Origin of the sequence: Candidatus Xianfuyuplasma coldseepsis (assembly GCF_014023125.1) — a bacterium.
In the GTDB taxonomy this organism is placed as follows: Bacteria; Bacillota_I; Bacilli_A; order Izemoplasmatales; family Izemoplasmataceae; genus Xianfuyuplasma; species Xianfuyuplasma coldseepsis.
Genome location: NZ_CP048914.1, coordinates 1,377,444 through 1,392,312 on the forward strand (window position 1 = coordinate 1,377,444; position 14,869 = coordinate 1,392,312).

General features: G+C 39.8%; 16 protein-coding genes, 2 pseudogenes and 1 riboswitch. All 18 genes and pseudogenes read left to right on the forward strand.

Going from position 1 to position 14,869, the window contains the following annotated elements; translation table 11 throughout:
- Positions 1–3: 3 nt before the first annotated feature.
- Positions 4–939, forward strand: a complete 936-nt coding sequence (gene fabD / locus G4Z02_RS06600; protein ID WP_258877231.1) for an ACP S-malonyltransferase — start codon at positions 4–6, stop codon at positions 937–939.
- Positions 929–1,663, forward strand: coding sequence for a 3-oxoacyl-[acyl-carrier-protein] reductase (gene fabG, locus G4Z02_RS06605; protein WP_258877232.1), 735 nt, complete (start codon positions 929–931; stop codon positions 1,661–1,663). Before fabD ends, fabG begins: the two co-directional genes overlap by 11 nt.
- Positions 1,663–2,904, forward strand: a complete 1,242-nt coding sequence (fabF, locus tag G4Z02_RS06610) for a beta-ketoacyl-ACP synthase II (RefSeq protein WP_258877233.1) — start codon at positions 1,663–1,665, stop codon at positions 2,902–2,904. The genes fabG and fabF overlap by 1 nt, the downstream gene beginning before the upstream one ends.
- Positions 2,905–2,907: 3 nt before the next feature.
- Positions 2,908–3,336, forward strand: coding sequence for a 3-hydroxyacyl-ACP dehydratase FabZ (fabZ, locus tag G4Z02_RS06615; protein WP_258877234.1), 429 nt, complete (start codon positions 2,908–2,910; stop codon positions 3,334–3,336).
- A 117-nt stretch (positions 3,337–3,453) separates the two neighbouring features.
- Positions 3,454–4,611, forward strand: a complete 1,158-nt coding sequence (locus G4Z02_RS06620) for a glycoside hydrolase family 2 TIM barrel-domain containing protein (protein WP_258877235.1) — start codon at positions 3,454–3,456, stop codon at positions 4,609–4,611.
- A gap of 185 nt (positions 4,612–4,796) precedes the next feature.
- On the forward strand, positions 4,797–5,309 hold the full coding sequence (locus tag G4Z02_RS06625; protein ID WP_258877236.1) for an NUDIX domain-containing protein: 513 nt from the start codon (positions 4,797–4,799) through the stop codon (positions 5,307–5,309).
- Positions 5,306–5,749, forward strand: coding sequence for a dUTP diphosphatase (gene dut / locus G4Z02_RS06630; protein WP_258877237.1), 444 nt, complete (start codon positions 5,306–5,308; stop codon positions 5,747–5,749). The genes G4Z02_RS06625 and dut overlap by 4 nt, the downstream gene beginning before the upstream one ends.
- 37 nt (positions 5,750–5,786) lie before the next feature.
- Positions 5,787–5,960: riboswitch (cobalamin riboswitch) on the forward strand.
- A gap of 118 nt (positions 5,961–6,078) precedes the next feature.
- A complete protein-coding gene (locus tag G4Z02_RS06635; protein ID WP_258877238.1) occupies positions 6,079–7,395 on the forward strand; it encodes a DUF4430 domain-containing protein in 1,317 nt (438 codons plus the stop codon).
- Positions 7,396–7,414: 19 nt separating this feature from the next.
- On the forward strand, positions 7,415–7,831 hold the full coding sequence (locus G4Z02_RS06640; protein WP_258877239.1) for a hypothetical protein: 417 nt from the start codon (positions 7,415–7,417) through the stop codon (positions 7,829–7,831).
- On the forward strand, positions 7,832–8,362 hold the full coding sequence (locus tag G4Z02_RS06645) for a hypothetical protein (RefSeq protein WP_258877240.1): 531 nt from the start codon (positions 7,832–7,834) through the stop codon (positions 8,360–8,362).
- Between the two features lie 205 nt (positions 8,363–8,567).
- Positions 8,568–9,293: pseudogene (rpsB, locus tag G4Z02_RS06650) on the forward strand (30S ribosomal protein S2); the annotation flags it as partial.
- A 306-nt stretch (positions 9,294–9,599) separates the two neighbouring features.
- Positions 9,600–9,659 (forward strand): annotated as a pseudogene (locus tag G4Z02_RS09655) (hypothetical protein); the annotation flags it as partial.
- An 81-nt stretch (positions 9,660–9,740) separates the two neighbouring features.
- Positions 9,741–10,616 (forward strand): translation elongation factor Ts, encoded by an 876-nt coding sequence (gene tsf / locus G4Z02_RS06660; RefSeq protein ID WP_258877241.1) that lies wholly within the window; start codon positions 9,741–9,743, stop codon positions 10,614–10,616.
- Positions 10,617–10,727: 111 nt separating this feature from the next.
- A complete protein-coding gene (gene pyrH, locus G4Z02_RS06665) occupies positions 10,728–11,441 on the forward strand; it encodes a UMP kinase (RefSeq protein ID WP_258877242.1) in 714 nt (237 codons plus the stop codon).
- Positions 11,442–11,453: 12 nt separating this feature from the next.
- A complete protein-coding gene (gene frr, locus G4Z02_RS06670; RefSeq protein ID WP_258877243.1) occupies positions 11,454–12,011 on the forward strand; it encodes a ribosome recycling factor in 558 nt (185 codons plus the stop codon).
- Between the two features lie 152 nt (positions 12,012–12,163).
- Positions 12,164–12,901: an isoprenyl transferase gene (locus tag G4Z02_RS06675; protein WP_258877244.1), complete on the forward strand. Its 738-nt coding sequence runs from the start codon at positions 12,164–12,166 to the stop codon at positions 12,899–12,901.
- A 1-nt stretch (position 12,902) separates the two neighbouring features.
- Complete coding sequence (locus tag G4Z02_RS06680) at positions 12,903–13,724, forward strand: phosphatidate cytidylyltransferase (protein WP_258877245.1); 822 nt, start codon at positions 12,903–12,905, stop codon at positions 13,722–13,724.
- Positions 13,721–14,866 (forward strand): 1-deoxy-D-xylulose-5-phosphate reductoisomerase, encoded by a 1,146-nt coding sequence (dxr, locus tag G4Z02_RS06685; protein WP_258877246.1) that lies wholly within the window; start codon positions 13,721–13,723, stop codon positions 14,864–14,866. The genes G4Z02_RS06680 and dxr overlap by 4 nt, the downstream gene beginning before the upstream one ends.
- Positions 14,867–14,869: the final 3 nt, after the last annotated feature.

Below are 14,869 nucleotides of genomic sequence, written 5' to 3' on the forward strand. Positions count from 1 at the left end.
ACCATGAACATTGCATTTATGTTTTCTGGTCAAGGTTCACAGTATGTAGGAATGGGACGTGAGTTATACGATCAGTACCCTTCGGTACAAGCGCTATTTCAACAGGCTAGTGATACTCTTGGCTATGATGTGAAGACAATCCTATTTGAGGATGAAGAACGATTAAACGATACGTTATATACCCAACCATTAATGTTTGTTTTGTATGCGAGCATCCACAAGGTATTGCATGAAAATGGCTTAAAATCAACACATACATGTGGATTATCGCTTGGTGAGTATGGTGCATTATACGATGCGGGTGTATTTGATTTTGAAACAGGGTTATACTTATTAGAAGCTCGTGGACGATTCATGAACGAAGCAAGTGCTGCTGTTTCGGGTAGTATGGCTGCCGTTCTTGGATTGGACAAAGAACCTTTGTTAGACGCAATCAAACAAGTAGATGGTTATTGTACTATCGCCAACTACAATACATATGGTCAACTTGTAATAAGTGGGGAAGTTGAGGCGGTTGAAGCCGTTAGCACTCTTGCAAAAGAGGCCGGTGCGAAACGCGTCATTCCCTTAAATACCAGTGGACCGTTTCATTCTGATTTGATGAAGGAAGCGGCGATTCAGTTTGGACAGTTTATCCAACAGTATTCGTTTAAAGAACCTACGAAACCATTGTTAACGAATGTCAATGGTTCGTATCATCAAGGATCACTTGAAGATGCAATGGTCCGACAAATCACAAGCAGTGTTTATTTTTATCAAATGATTGAACAATTAATAAACGATGATGTAACAACCTTTATCGAGATTGGTCCGAAGAAGACATTGAGCAGTTTTGTCAAAAAAATTGATCGTTCTCTTACCATCTTAAATGTAGAGGATGTCGCATCATTAGAGCATACAATAGAAACAATCAAGGAGGTCGACAACAATGAACAATAAAACCGTAATTATTACTGGTGGAAACACGGGAATCGGACGTGAAATAGGACTCCATTTCGGTAGTAAAAAAGCCAATGTAGTCGTCAATTACATCTTTAACGAAGAAGCCGCCGATGATACGGTACATCATATTAAAAACCTTGGGGGAAACGCGATAAAAGTGTATGGCGATGTCACCAAGTTATCCGATTGTGAAGCCATTGTTCAAGCAGCAGTAGAAACGTTTGGACAAGTTGATGTATTGGTGAATAATAGTGGTATTACTCGCGATAATCTCATCATGCGCATGAAAGAAGAAGACTTCGATCAAGTTATTGATGTCAACTTAAAAGGAACATGGAACATGTGTAAAAGCGTTGCCCGAAAGATGACGAAACAGCGCAGTGGTTCCATCATCAATATAAGTAGTGTCGTCGGAATTATGGGAAATGCGGGTCAAAGTAACTACGTTGCTAGTAAAGCTGGAATTATTGGGTTAACCAAGAGTTTAGCGAAAGAATTTGGACCACGCGGAGTCACGGTAAATGCGGTTGCACCTGGATTCATTGAAACAAAAATGACCGAGGTGCTTCCTGAGGACGTTAAGAAAGCCTATATGGCTCAAATCCCACTAGGAGTATTTGGAAAACCACAGGATATAGCCTATGCATGTGCCTTTTTAGCAAGTTCGAAAGCACGTTATATTACTGGACAAGTATTGAGTGTTAATGGGGGGATGTTGTAATGAAACGTCGTGTTGTAGTTACAGGTATGGGAGCAATCACACCACTTGGGAATGATTGGAGAACGACCTGGGAAAATGCAAAACAAGGGACAAACGGAATTGATTTTATTACTGGATTTGATATCTCAACCAACGATATAAAAATTGGTGGTGAAATCAAGAACTTTGATTTTGATGCGGTACTAGGTCGTAAATTTACCAAACGAATGGATAAGTTTGTTCAACTCGCTATGGTAAGCACCAAAGAAGCCGTTGCGGATTCTGAACTTGATTTTGAACAAGAAAATCGTGATCGTTGTGGAGTCTATTTCGCTAGTGGAATTGGTGGATTGGCAACAATTGCCAGTGAAGAAGATAAAGCTCAAAACAGAGGGTATGATCGAATTAGTCCATTCTTTATACCTGGTTCGATTATCAATATAGCAGCAGGACAAATTGCGATTGATTATGGTCTTCATGGAATGGCAACCAGTAGTGTCACCGCATGTGCAAGTGCTACCAATGGTATTGGCGATGCCTTCCGAGCCATCCGTGATGGTTATCTGGATATCATTGTTGCTGGTGGATCTGAAGCTAGTATGATTCCTCTTGGTTTAGGAGGATTCAACGTGATGCAAGCATTGAATCGCAGTAATGATCCTTCCTACGCAAGTATTCCATTTGATAAAAACCGGGAAGGGTTTGTCATGGGGGAAGGTTCCGCCACCTTGATCTTGGAAGAGTATGAACATGCCATTGCACGAGGGGCTCATATCTATGCGGAAATCGTCGGGTATGGATCCACCTGTGATGCGTATCATATTACCGGACCAGACCCCGAAGCTGATGGTGCTCGTAAATGTATGGAACTTGCCATTTCGGATGCTGGATTAGACATGGAGGATGTCGATTACATCAATGCCCATGGAACCAGTACACCGCTTAATGATCGTACGGAAACCAAAGCGATTAAGAAAGCCTTTGGCGATCATGCGTATCAATTACATGTGTCGTCTACAAAAAGTATGACGGGGCATTTACTTGGAGCAAGCGGCGCGGTAGAAGCCATTTTTACGGCGATGGCAACCAAAGATGACTTTGTCCCACCAACGATTAATAGTAAAGAAATTGACAAAGAGGAATGCGACTTGAATTATACCCTTGGCTATGGTATAACCAAAGAGGTAGATGTTGCCATTAGTAATAGTCTTGGCTTTGGTGGACACAACGCCACCATTGTCTTTAAAAAATATCGGGGGTAAATTATGGAATTAAATAGTAATCAAATTCAAGAAATCATTCCCCATCGTTATCCGTTCTTATTGATTGATAAAGTGGTGGAATTGGAACCAGGACATTCCTGTAAAGCGATTAAGAACGTGTCCGCCAATGAGATGCAATTTATGGGACATTTCCCACAAGAACACGTGATGCCTGGAGTATTGATGGTCGAAGCGCTAGCGCAGGCAGGTGCCGTCATTATTTTGTCCGTACCAGAAAACAAAGGTAAAATTGCCTATTTTGCGGGAATTGATAAGTGTAAGTTCAAACAAAAAGTGGTACCCGGGGATACTTTGGAATTAAACGTCGAAATTGTACGTCAAAAAGGACCCATCGGATTTGGAACCGCGGTAGCAACTGTTAACGGTAAAGTGGCCGTTCAAGCGGAATTAAAATTCGCTGTTGGGGAATAGAAAATTAACACAAAGCACTTCCTATAAGTTTTTGGGAAGTGTTTTTTTGTGCTCGTCATATAATGCACGAATAAAATATGGTAAAATGTAATTATCAAAGCGATGGGAGGATAAACCATGAAAAAAATATCAATCATCATGATATCGATGGTGCTAATTATAGTATTAGCTGCATGTAAAGAGGAGGGGCCGGACGATAATCCGGTTACAAGCTGTATTCCTGGTTTCCAAGTAATTGATGGACGATGTGTCGAAATAGAGGATAATGAAGAAGATCCTGTTACATGTGATTTGGGTTACAAAGCAGAAGGAGATTCTTGTATTGTCGATGAGAATGCGCGGTTCCGTCTTGATGGACGAAATTTCTACATGGATAATGAACCATTCTTTATCAAAGGAATCTGTTGGAATCCAGTTGGGATCGGTGATGTTCATCCTGCTGGTTTAGATTTTAGTGGCTTTGTAGATGAGGATGCTGATCTGATGCAAGCGGCTGGGATCAACGTTGTAAGAACCTATGAACCAATTAAAAGCACAGCGGTGTTGGATACGCTTTTAGAACATGGAATCTATGTGATCAATACCGTGTATCCTTATGGTGGTAATTCGGTGGAGTCGGTAGTCAATAACATGAGTGATGTCCTTGATCATGAAGCGATTATTATGTGGGCGATTGGAAATGAGTGGAATTACAATGGAATCTATTACGGTTTATCTATGAATGAATCGATTGAACGATTAAACGACGTGGCAGCCCGAATTAAAGAAATCGATTCAACACGTCCCGTGACGACGATTTATGGATACTTACCTTCTACATCAACAGTAAATGCCATGCCGGATGTTGATATATGGGGTCTTAATATTTATTCTGGGGCAACGTTTGGAACGATTTTTGCCCAATGGAAAAATATTTCTGATAAACCGATGTATATCGCCGAATATGGTGCGGATGCATGGAATGCGAATATCGATGCGGAAGATGAAACGTCCCAAGCGTATGCAACGACCCAGTTGACACAAGAAATCATTGATAATTCATCGGAGATTTATCCCGATAACACCAGTATTGGGGGAACGATATTTAGTTTTGCAGATGAATGGTGGAAAGACAGCAATGGGACACCGGATGTACAAGATAGTGGTGGGATTGCTCCCGGGGGTGGACCGTATCCAGACCAAACATTTAATGAAGAGTTTTGGGGTATTGTCGATATCTATCGTGAACCTCGTGCCGCGTACTATGCTTTGCAAGCTTTGTATGTTGAAGATTGAAAAGGCGCTATAGCGTCTTTTTTTTTAATATGGATGCAATTTTGTGCAGGTGGAATCACGAATGAACAGATTCCAATTATTTAGTAAATTTGATATGAGTAACGAGTGGTATCTATGGTATAATAATACTATCTCTAACAACATGGATTGGACTCAGCTACAACTCAACTGGTGGTGATGAAGAAATGAAATTGTTAAAAATCTTTGATCGTCGGAATACCAAGCATGGAGCACAACCGATTATCTATCGCAATGCAGTACGGGCGATTATTTTAAAAGAGGATAAATTGTTGATGGTGTATTCAGAGACCGCCAAAGAGTATAAATTTCCCGGTGGTGGGATTGAAAAAGAAGAAGCTCGGGAAGTCGCGCTGAAACGAGAAACCTTAGAAGAGGTTGGTCATGATATCAAAAGTGTCAATGAACCACTCGGGTATGTCGATCAACTATACAATGATATTTATGATGAAGATAAGTATTTTTATCAACGCAGTTATTATTACTTCTGTGAAATCAAGGATGAGTATGTTGGAATGAAATTAAGTGAATCTGAACGAGCAATGCGATTTCTTCCACGATGGGTTACATTGGATGAAGCGATACGCGTGAATCAGGAGAAAATCGATACCAACAACGAATACCCGTGGACTGAGCGTGAGTTGTATGTCCTCAAATTACTGAAAGGAATGAGACCGTGAGAGGATTTGAAAAAGCCAAAGGTTTTGAACACCTAGACATTCCCTTGCCAGAGCGTAAAACAGAACACAGTGCTGGGTATGACATCTCCATTATCGACGATATTATGATTCCAGCAGGTGCAGTAGCCTTTGGTAAAACAGGACTAAAAGCCTTCATGCAAGATGGGGAAGTGTTAAAGATTTATCCTCGTAGCAGCTTGGCAAAAAACTATCACTTGACTCTGGGAAATAATGTCGGAATTGTCGATAAAGATTATTATAATAATCCCGATAATGATGGTCATATAATGATCAGTTTACGTAATTTTGGTCAAAATGATATTATGTTAAGAAAGGGTGAACGTGTCGCACAAGCGATATTCGAACAATACCTTACTAGTCCCTTTGAAACGGAAGTAAAAGACCGTCGTCAAGGTGGCTTTGGAAGCACTGGAAAATAATAAAAAAACGTCCTTGACTTTAACTGGTCAAGTGATACAATAGAGATAGATGTTAGGTGTCACAGGGTGACATAACAGGGAATTGAGTGCAAGTCTCAAGCTGTCCCAGCAACCGTAAAACGGACGAACTGCAAGATACCACTGCGTAAGCGGGAAGGTGCATAGTAGGATGAAGTTAAGCCGGTAGACCTACCTAGTATCGAATGTACAATACTCCTGGGCATTGAGTAGACGTTTACTATACTAATCTTTTGCGATTAGTATCTTAAATGTGAATCATCCAGGAGGATGGTTTTTTTCTTTATTTAGGACAATACAAGGAGGACACAATGAAAAAACTATTCTCGATGATCACGGTATTTTTGCTGGCCATAACAATGGTGGCATGTAGTGATGAAACCGACGAAACGATCAATGATTTAGAAGCACAAATTAGTGAATTACAAGCAACAAACCAAGCATTAGAAACACAAAACTCCGATTTAGAATCTGCGATTCAGTTGTATGAAGACGCTGAAATGGACGTTATTTTTACGACCAAAACAATCGACTTAGAAGGTCATGAAACCGCAATTGTACTCGCATTCAACGATGACCAAGATATTACATTAAAGGCTGTTGCCAAAGGATTCTTTAATGCCGATATCACCGAAAGTGAGTATGGTGCATTCGTCAATACGATGAATGATATGAATTTGCCGTATGGTAGCTATATTGCAATTTATGAGAACGATGAACCAAGTAGTGTTGGAATTGATGACCTCGTTATTGACGATGGTGATGTATTTGAGTTTCGTGTAGTGTGGTGGGATGTTATCCAGTATGAAGTTTATGAAACATTGCATTTGTTTATTGACAATCATTTGGATGATTATATCTCAACATCGTACATTGATTATAATGTCTTTTTAGGATGTCAAGGTCTTTGTGATGATGTCTTGACCGACGAAGAGATTGAACTCTATTTAAATGGATTAACGTTGTCTACAACACAAGACTACTTCAAGGCAATGATGATTGCGAACCATCTCGAAAACGATTCCTTATTACAAACCTATCAAACTGCATTGTATAGCAACGCATCAACGGGACCATATGGACAAACCGCAATGACGATGATTGCTCTTGATCATACCAATCCAGATTTTGATTATAGTACATTCATCGATGACGCTATGGTATACTTTGCATCAACCACACCATATGATGAAGGTTTGGATACAGGGGGACTCGATCTAGTTGCTCTAAGTCCCTATCTAGATTCGCAAGCAACCCAAGATCTTGTCGATGCATATGTGACATGGATTCAATCGGAACAACTACCAAGTGGTGGCATTAAAACACGAGATGTTATGTGGAATGATACAACCTATCCCGGAACCGAAAACGCAGCTTCCATCAGCCAAGTTATTATCGGATTAATCGCGGTGGGTGTTGATCCTACAGGGGATGAACTTACCGTTGGTTTCAACAATTTAATTACACGTTTGTTAGAGTTTCATCTGGATGATGGAAGTTTTGATTGGGATCTGACAGATGAGATTGAGAATGATCTATTATTTAGTACACCACAAGCATTTTTAGCACTTAGCACATACTATCATTATGTGAATTCGTATGGGGAAATTACTCATTTATATAACTAATTTTTAAGGAGTCTTGGATATGAAGAAAATCATGTTTACAATCATTGCAATTGGTGTTGCAGTGTCTGCGTTTTTCATCCAAGATTACCTTCGACAAAACGATGAGCTTGGTACGATAACGATCGTACTTATCAACGAACTTGAGGAAACCACAACGACGGAAATAGAGTTTACTGAAGACGATGATTTACTCTCATTGATGCGGGTACATTTCGATCTTGAATGTGCCGATATGAACTATCAAAAAACAACTTGTGAGAATGCACGTATGGGAGGTAACATCCTCCTTCGTATTGATCAACTAGATACCGATTGGACTAATAATTACATTGGGATCTATGTGGATAATCAATACAGCAACTATGGCATCGATGATATTCTCCTTATCGATGGAGCAACGTATACCTTTGAATATACCGAAGTAGGTGAAGAATAGATGAAGACAAAACGCTTATTAATGATTGCCTTTGCAGTCACCATCACATTTGTCCAAGAACAGATGTTTTTGATACTACCTCAAGTTCAATTGACGATTGTTTTGATGTTTGTCTTTGCGAGTATCTTAACGTATAAAGAAAGTTTTATGTACATTACTGTTTATGTGATATTGGACAATTTATATTTGGGTGGGTTTAATCCACTCAATGCGATTCCGATGTTTATTATGTGGAACACGATTCCATACATTTACAATATCGTATTACGTCGCACAGAAGATGAAGCAAAGATTGCGAAAGCCGCATTTGTCTTTGGCTTCTTATACAGTTGGAGTTTCATTCCCGGAGCAATCCTACTGTATGGATTTGGGAATGTATGGCAATACTATATCCTCGCCGATATCCCGTGGGAAATTGCGCTTGCAGTCGTCGGATATGTCAGTGTCTTATGGGCCTATAAACCACTGGTAAACATTGTGAAACAACTCGATCAACAAACGACATTATCACGTCAAAAAGCGTACGAATAAGACTGCAGTTGTTGTAGTCTTTTTGTTTTTGCTCTTTATAATAATAAAGATAACGATTTTACTTGATTTTATGATTTTGGTTTGTTACAATATAAAAGCCGTAAAAATACACACACGCTGGAGTATCTCATCTTGAGCCAAGAACATTGGTGGTGCGATATGATGAAAGTAGTGGAGGCACAATCAGAAAAGGAGGAAACAAAACATGGGTGTAATCTCAATGAAACAGCTACTTGAAGCTGGTGTTCATTTTGGACATCAAACCCGCAGATGGAATCCAAAGATGGATCCGTATATTTATACGAGCCGTGGTGGAATCCATATTATCGACTTGCAAAAAACAGTCGTCTTATTCGAGGAAGCTTACCAAAAACTACTCGAAGTTGCTAAAAATGGTGGGAAATTATTATTTGTTGGTACCAAGAAACAAGCTCGTGACGTTGTCCGTGCTGAAGCCGAACGTTCGGGACAATTTTATGTCACACAACGTTGGTTAGGGGGAACTCTAACAAACTTTAAAACGATTCGTCGTAGTATTCGTAAATTACACGATCTACACCGAATGGAAAACGATGGAACCTTTGATCGCTTAACCAAAAAAGAAGTCATCGGACTTCGCAAGGAAATGGAACGTCTTGAAAAATTCCTAAGTGGAATTAAAGACATGAGAACATTACCTGAAGCGGTATTCGTTGTTGATCCAATGCATGAAAAAAATGCAGTATTGGAAGCGAAAAAATTAGGTATTCCCGTATATGGAATCGTTGATACCAACTGTGATCCAGATATGGTAGATGTCATTATTCCTGGGAATGATGATGCAATCAGAGCCATTAAATTAATTGCTGGAAAATTTGCCGATGCATTTATCATCGGTGCTGGTGGCGAAGTGGAAGAAGTTGTTGAAACAACCGAACCTGCAAAAGATACACGTCCACCACGTAAACCACGTCCTGAAAGACGTCAAGAAAAACCAGAAACCAAGCAACCAAAAGTAGACAAACCGGAACCGAAAAAAGAAGCGAAAGCAGAACCTAAAAAAGAGGTAAAAGCTGCTCCTAAAAAGGAAGCAAAACCGGAACCGAAAAAAGAAGCAAAAGCAGAACCTAAAAAAGAGGTAAAAGCTGCTCCTAAAAAAGAAGCTCCTAAAAAAGAAGAACCAGTTCAAGAAGTTGCGGCAGAACAAGTAGACCTAGATAGTTTAACAGTTAAAGATTTAAGATCTTTAGCAAAAGAACGTGGTCTGACTGGTTATTCAAAACTGAAAAAAGCGGAATTAATTGACGCTTTGAAGTAAACGTTAAAAAGAGCTCTTGAGCTCTTTTTTTACCAAAATAACGATCAATAAATAGTAACGATATGAATGGAGGACTATACTATGGCAATCAGTGCAAAACTCGTAAAAGAATTACGCGAAAAAACTGGTGCAGGAATGATGGATTGTAAAAAAGCCTTAACTGCAACAGATGGAGATTTGGATAAAGCAGCAGACTGGTTACGTGAAAAAGGAATCGCTAAAGCAGCGAAAAAGCAATCACGCATCGCAGCTGAAGGACTATGTAATGTATTGGTAGATGGAAATGAAGCAGTTGTATTCGAATTAAACTGTGAAACCGACTTTGTTGCGAAAAACGATAACTTCAAAGCGTTATTGGATGAAGTTGGATCAACTATTTTAAATAGTAAAGCAAGCAATTTAGACGAAGCATTAGCTGTGGAATTAAACGGAAAAACATTGGCGGATGTATTAGTCGAAGCAACCGCAAAAATCGGTGAAAAAATATCATTACGCCGCGTTGCACGTTTTACAAAAGAAGATAGTGCAAGCTTCGGAGCATACGCTCATATGGGTGGAAAAATCGTCTCATTAACCATCATTGATGGTGTTGATGAAGAAGTTGCAAAAGATGTTAGTATGCATGTTGCAGCAATCAATCCAAAATATTTGGATCCATCTCAAATCAGCGAAGACGTCATTGAACACGAAAAACAAATTCTTACTGCAGAAGCATTAAATGAAGGTAAACCAGCAAACATCGTCGAAAAAATGGTACAAGGTCGCTTAAACAAATATTTGAAAGAAATTTGTTTAGTGAATCAACCATTTGTAAAAGATCCCGATCAAACCGTTGAAAAATTTGTCAAAGCAAACAAGGGTACAATTGTTGGGTTTACTCGCTTAGAAGTCGGTGAAGGTATTGAAAAACGCCAAGATGATTTCGCAAGCGAAGTTATGAGTCAAGTTAACGCTTAAATTCAATTAAAGGACACAAAATTGTGTCCTTTTTGTTACACTTAGTAGTGTAAAAAACCAATATAGTATGGTATAATATGGAAAGAATAGACCATCCAGGAGGGTTCTTGAATGAGTGAAAAGACAAGGGTAATATTAAAGCTGAGCGGTGAAGCTCTCAGTAATGGAGATTCGCAAGCGATTGATCCTGAGAAAGTACGGGCGATAGCCAAAGAAGTAAAAATGGCATATGATTTGGATAAGTTTGAAATTGGAATCATTGTCGGTGGCGGTAATATTTGGCGTGGTAAAACAGCCAGTGAAATGGGAATGGAACGTTCTAGTGCCGACTACATGGGTATGATTGCTACAATCCTCAATGCACTTGCGCTACAAAATGCGATTGAAGAACTAGGAATTGAAACGCGAACAATGACAAGTCTGAATATTCCCCAAGTTGCGGAGCCGTATATACGCCGAAAAGCAATTAGTAATTTTGAGAAGAATCGAATTGTAATTTTTGGTGGAGGAACAGGAAATCCCTACTTCTCCACAGATACAACCAGTGCACTACGTGCTGCCGAACTCGGTGCGAAACGAATACTGATGGCGAAAAATGGTACCGATGGAGTCTACGATAAAGACCCACGGAAATACAAGGATGCGACCAAGTATACCCAATTGACCCATCAGGAAGTTTTGGAACTAGGTCTCGGTGTTATGGACTCCACTGCAAGTGCTTTATGCAAAGATAATGATATTGAGATTGTTGTCTTTGATATGAATCAACCTGGAAATATAAAACGTGCGGCTGCTGGAGATGCAGTGGGAACACGAATTTATTAAGGAGGAACAATTATGCCAGAAATGATCTTAATGGAATTAGAAGAAAAAATGGAGGCTCGTATTAAAAATTTATCGCATGAATTAGCGAAAATCAGAACTGGACGTGCCAATCCAAGAATGTTTGATGACGTACATGTTCCATATTATGGTGTGGAAACACCGATTACCCAAGTAGCAAATATCAGTGTTCCTGAGCCAACTCAACTTATTGTAAAACCGTACGATCGTTCCATCGTTAAGGATGTTGAAAAAGCGATTATGGCAGCCAATTTAGGTGTCAATCCGAATAACGAAGGGGTTCAACTGCGGATTGTTTTACCAGCATTGACCAAAGAACGCCGTATTGAGTTGACAAAACAAGTTAAGAAATACGGTGAAGAGGCAAAAATATCGATTCGCAACTATCGTCGTGATGGAAATGATGCGATTAAAAAACTAGAAAAAAATCATGAAATCAGCGAAGATGATTCGAAAGGATATCAAGAAGATATTCAAGAATTGACGGATAAGTATACCGATAAAATTGATCAAGTTGTTCAAGAAAAAGACGAAGATATTATGAGTATCTAGCACTTAACTATGTGCTATTATGTCATCTGTTGATAACAAATTATAATTGAAACAAAAGACTCCTGTGTGGAGTCTTTTTTTGTGTGTGATGGTTTTGGTGGTAAAATTACAGTATTTATTGTATAATACAATACTGTAAATGAGGTGATATTATGGGACTGAAAGAACGAGTTCTTACACGATATATACCACAACACATTGCCATCATTATGGATGGGAATGGCCGGTGGGCTAAAAAACGAAATATGCCACGTACTTATGGGCATAAAAAAGGGAGCGAAAATCTGAAAAATATTGCGCTTGCTTGTAATGATTTAGGAATCAAAGCGTTAAGTGTATATGCCTTTAGTACGGAAAACTGGAAGCGCCCCAAAGCAGAGATTGATTATCTTATGGGGTTGCCAAAGGAGTTTGAAGAAACGTTTAAGGGCCAATTTGAAGAGCATGATATCAAGGTTATGTTTTCGGGACGTCGCGATCGTTTTCCTAAAGACGTCATCGAGTTGATGAACCGCGTCGAAGACAAAACGAAGGATCGTCAAGGATTGGTGCTCAATATCTGTTTTGATTATGGAAGTCATACCGAGATGATTCATGCGATAAGAGACATTAGTCGTCAGGTTAAAGACGGAGATATTACATTGGACGATATCGATGTGGATCTGGTCACAAATCATTTATACACCAAGGACTTGCCACCGCTTGATTTGTTGATTCGAACGTCAGGTGAGATGCGAATCAGTAATTATTTGCTGTGGCAACTTGCGTATAGTGAACTGTATTTTGCCAAGGTTCATTGGCCCGCATTTAATCAAAAACAATTGTTGAAAGCCATTGATGATTTCCAATCGCGAAATCGTCGTTTTGGTGGATTGAAAGAAGGAAAATAACATGAAGACAAGAGTGATAACAGGTATATTGCTAGCGGCCTTTTTTGTACCGCCATTTGTGGTTGGTTCTTGGTACTTAATGGCGATATTGTTGCTGTTAAGTGTAGTCGCTACGTATGAGTTATTTCAGATGTATAATGTCCAGCGACCACTGCCAAAAGTTGTTCTCATCAGTGAATTGTTGATGAGTGCCATCATGTATTGGAGTGTCAGTGGGTATTTCATGTTTCAATACGCATTAGAGTGGGCTTTTATGGGGGTTGCACTCGTTCTTGTAATCGGCTCACTACTGATGGTATTTGTCGATGAATTTGATGGCCACGCAGTGGGCGATATGCTAATGAGTGTATTGTATCCAAGCATTGCTTTTGGAGCGATTTATGGTTTGCGTGATTACTCGGTTCACAACATTGGATTTTTGTTTATGATTACGATTAGTACCGATGTGTTTGCTTATATAGTTGGGATCCGTTATGGAAAACATCGTCTTGCGATAAAAATTAGTCCGAAAAAATCGATTGAAGGAAGCATTGGTGGAGCGGTGTTTGCTGTGTTGTTTACGATGCTTTATCTGTGGGGCTTCGGTGTTGAGAACGTCGGGGCAATTACCATCAATTGGTGGAGTAGTATTCTTCTGATTCTTGTGATTAGTTCACTCGGACAAATTGGGGATCTTGTTGCAAGTAAAATGAAACGAAGCGTCGGTATCAAAGACTTTAGTAATATATTCCCCGGACATGGTGGCGTTATGGATCGTTTTGACAGCGTCTTATTTGCTGGGTTGATTGTGATGATCATTAGTCAGGTTGTGACCCTGTTATGAATCTCTATCTCTTAGGTGCAACAGGAAGTATCGGCTTGCAGACGCTCGATGTCGTACGTCATAGTGATGAAGCCTTTCAAGTTGTTGCTGTAACAGCAAACACGAACATCCAATCGCTTCGCAACATCATCGATGAGTTTCAACCTCAGTTTGTGGCTGTAGGATTGCAAGAAGCCATGAAGCAATTGCAGCAAGATTATCCAGATATCACATTTGGGTATGGTCGCCAAGGACTGATTGATGCTGTAACATTTGGTGATAACGAAGAGGATTTGGTTGTCAATGCGATTGTGGGAAGTGCGGGATTGGAACCGACGGTACATGCGATTCAAAAAGGACGAAATGTGGCACTTGCCAATAAGGAAACATTGGTTATTGGTGGTGAGATTATTACCCCGTTGTTGCGGAAGTATCAGGTTCAGTTGATTCCAATTGATAGTGAACACAGTGCAATCATGCAATGTCTGCACGGTGAAGATCCCAAGAGTATCAAACATATCATAATCACAGCAAGTGGTGGTAGTTTTCGTGATAAAACCCGCACAGAACTACAATCTGTAACTGTACAAGATGCACTGAAGCATCCGAATTGGGACATGGGTGCCAAAATAACGATTGATTCGGCGACGATGATGAACAAAGGACTTGAAATCATTGAAGCACATCATTTGTTTCAAGTTCCTTATGATCACATCCGAACCGTACTCCATACAGAGAGTATCATTCATTCCCTAGTAGAGTTTCATGACCAAAGTATGATTGCCCATCTAGGGAATCCTGATATGCGGATTCCTATTAGTTATGCCCTTCATTATCCGTCGCGGGCATTGTTTGATGCGAAGCCACTTGATTTGATTCAAGTGGGTAGTTTGCATTTTGAGGAACTGTCGGAAGAACGTTTTCCGATGTTACGTTATGCACGACAAGCGGGAATGGATGGTGGGTTTGCGCCCACGGTGTTAAATGCCGCGAATGAGGCAGCCGTTCACTTGTTTTTGAATGGACACATATCATTTGTACAAATCGAAGAAATTGTGGTACAATGTTTAAAGCACTTTAGAGTTGAAGAAACACTAACTGTAGAGCGTATTTTGGAACTCGACGAACAAGTAAAAGATTACGTATTTGAGTTCTATAGTTAAAGG

Coding starts and splice junctions, on each gene's coding strand:
- pyrH (WP_258877242.1), top strand. CDS start 10,728: ATGAGTGAAAAGACAAGGGTAATATTAAAGCTGAGCGGTGAAGCTCTC.
- tsf (WP_258877241.1), top strand. CDS start 9,741: ATGGCAATCAGTGCAAAACTCGTAAAAGAATTACGCGAAAAAACTGGT.
- G4Z02_RS06675 (WP_258877244.1), top strand. CDS start 12,164: ATGGGACTGAAAGAACGAGTTCTTACACGATATATACCACAACACATT.
- frr (WP_258877243.1), top strand. CDS start 11,454: ATGCCAGAAATGATCTTAATGGAATTAGAAGAAAAAATGGAGGCTCGT.
- fabZ (WP_258877234.1), top strand. CDS start 2,908: ATGGAATTAAATAGTAATCAAATTCAAGAAATCATTCCCCATCGTTAT.
- fabD (WP_258877231.1), top strand. CDS start 4: ATGAACATTGCATTTATGTTTTCTGGTCAAGGTTCACAGTATGTAGGA.
- dxr (WP_258877246.1), top strand. CDS start 13,721: ATGAATCTCTATCTCTTAGGTGCAACAGGAAGTATCGGCTTGCAGACG.
- G4Z02_RS06635 (WP_258877238.1), top strand. CDS start 6,079: ATGAAAAAACTATTCTCGATGATCACGGTATTTTTGCTGGCCATAACA.
- fabF (WP_258877233.1), top strand. CDS start 1,663: ATGAAACGTCGTGTTGTAGTTACAGGTATGGGAGCAATCACACCACTT.
- G4Z02_RS06620 (WP_258877235.1), top strand. CDS start 3,454: ATGAAAAAAATATCAATCATCATGATATCGATGGTGCTAATTATAGTA.
- G4Z02_RS06680 (WP_258877245.1), top strand. CDS start 12,903: ATGAAGACAAGAGTGATAACAGGTATATTGCTAGCGGCCTTTTTTGTA.
- G4Z02_RS06625 (WP_258877236.1), top strand. CDS start 4,797: ATGAAATTGTTAAAAATCTTTGATCGTCGGAATACCAAGCATGGAGCA.
- G4Z02_RS06645 (WP_258877240.1), top strand. CDS start 7,832: ATGAAGACAAAACGCTTATTAATGATTGCCTTTGCAGTCACCATCACA.
- fabG (WP_258877232.1), top strand. CDS start 929: ATGAACAATAAAACCGTAATTATTACTGGTGGAAACACGGGAATCGGA.
- G4Z02_RS06640 (WP_258877239.1), top strand. CDS start 7,415: ATGAAGAAAATCATGTTTACAATCATTGCAATTGGTGTTGCAGTGTCT.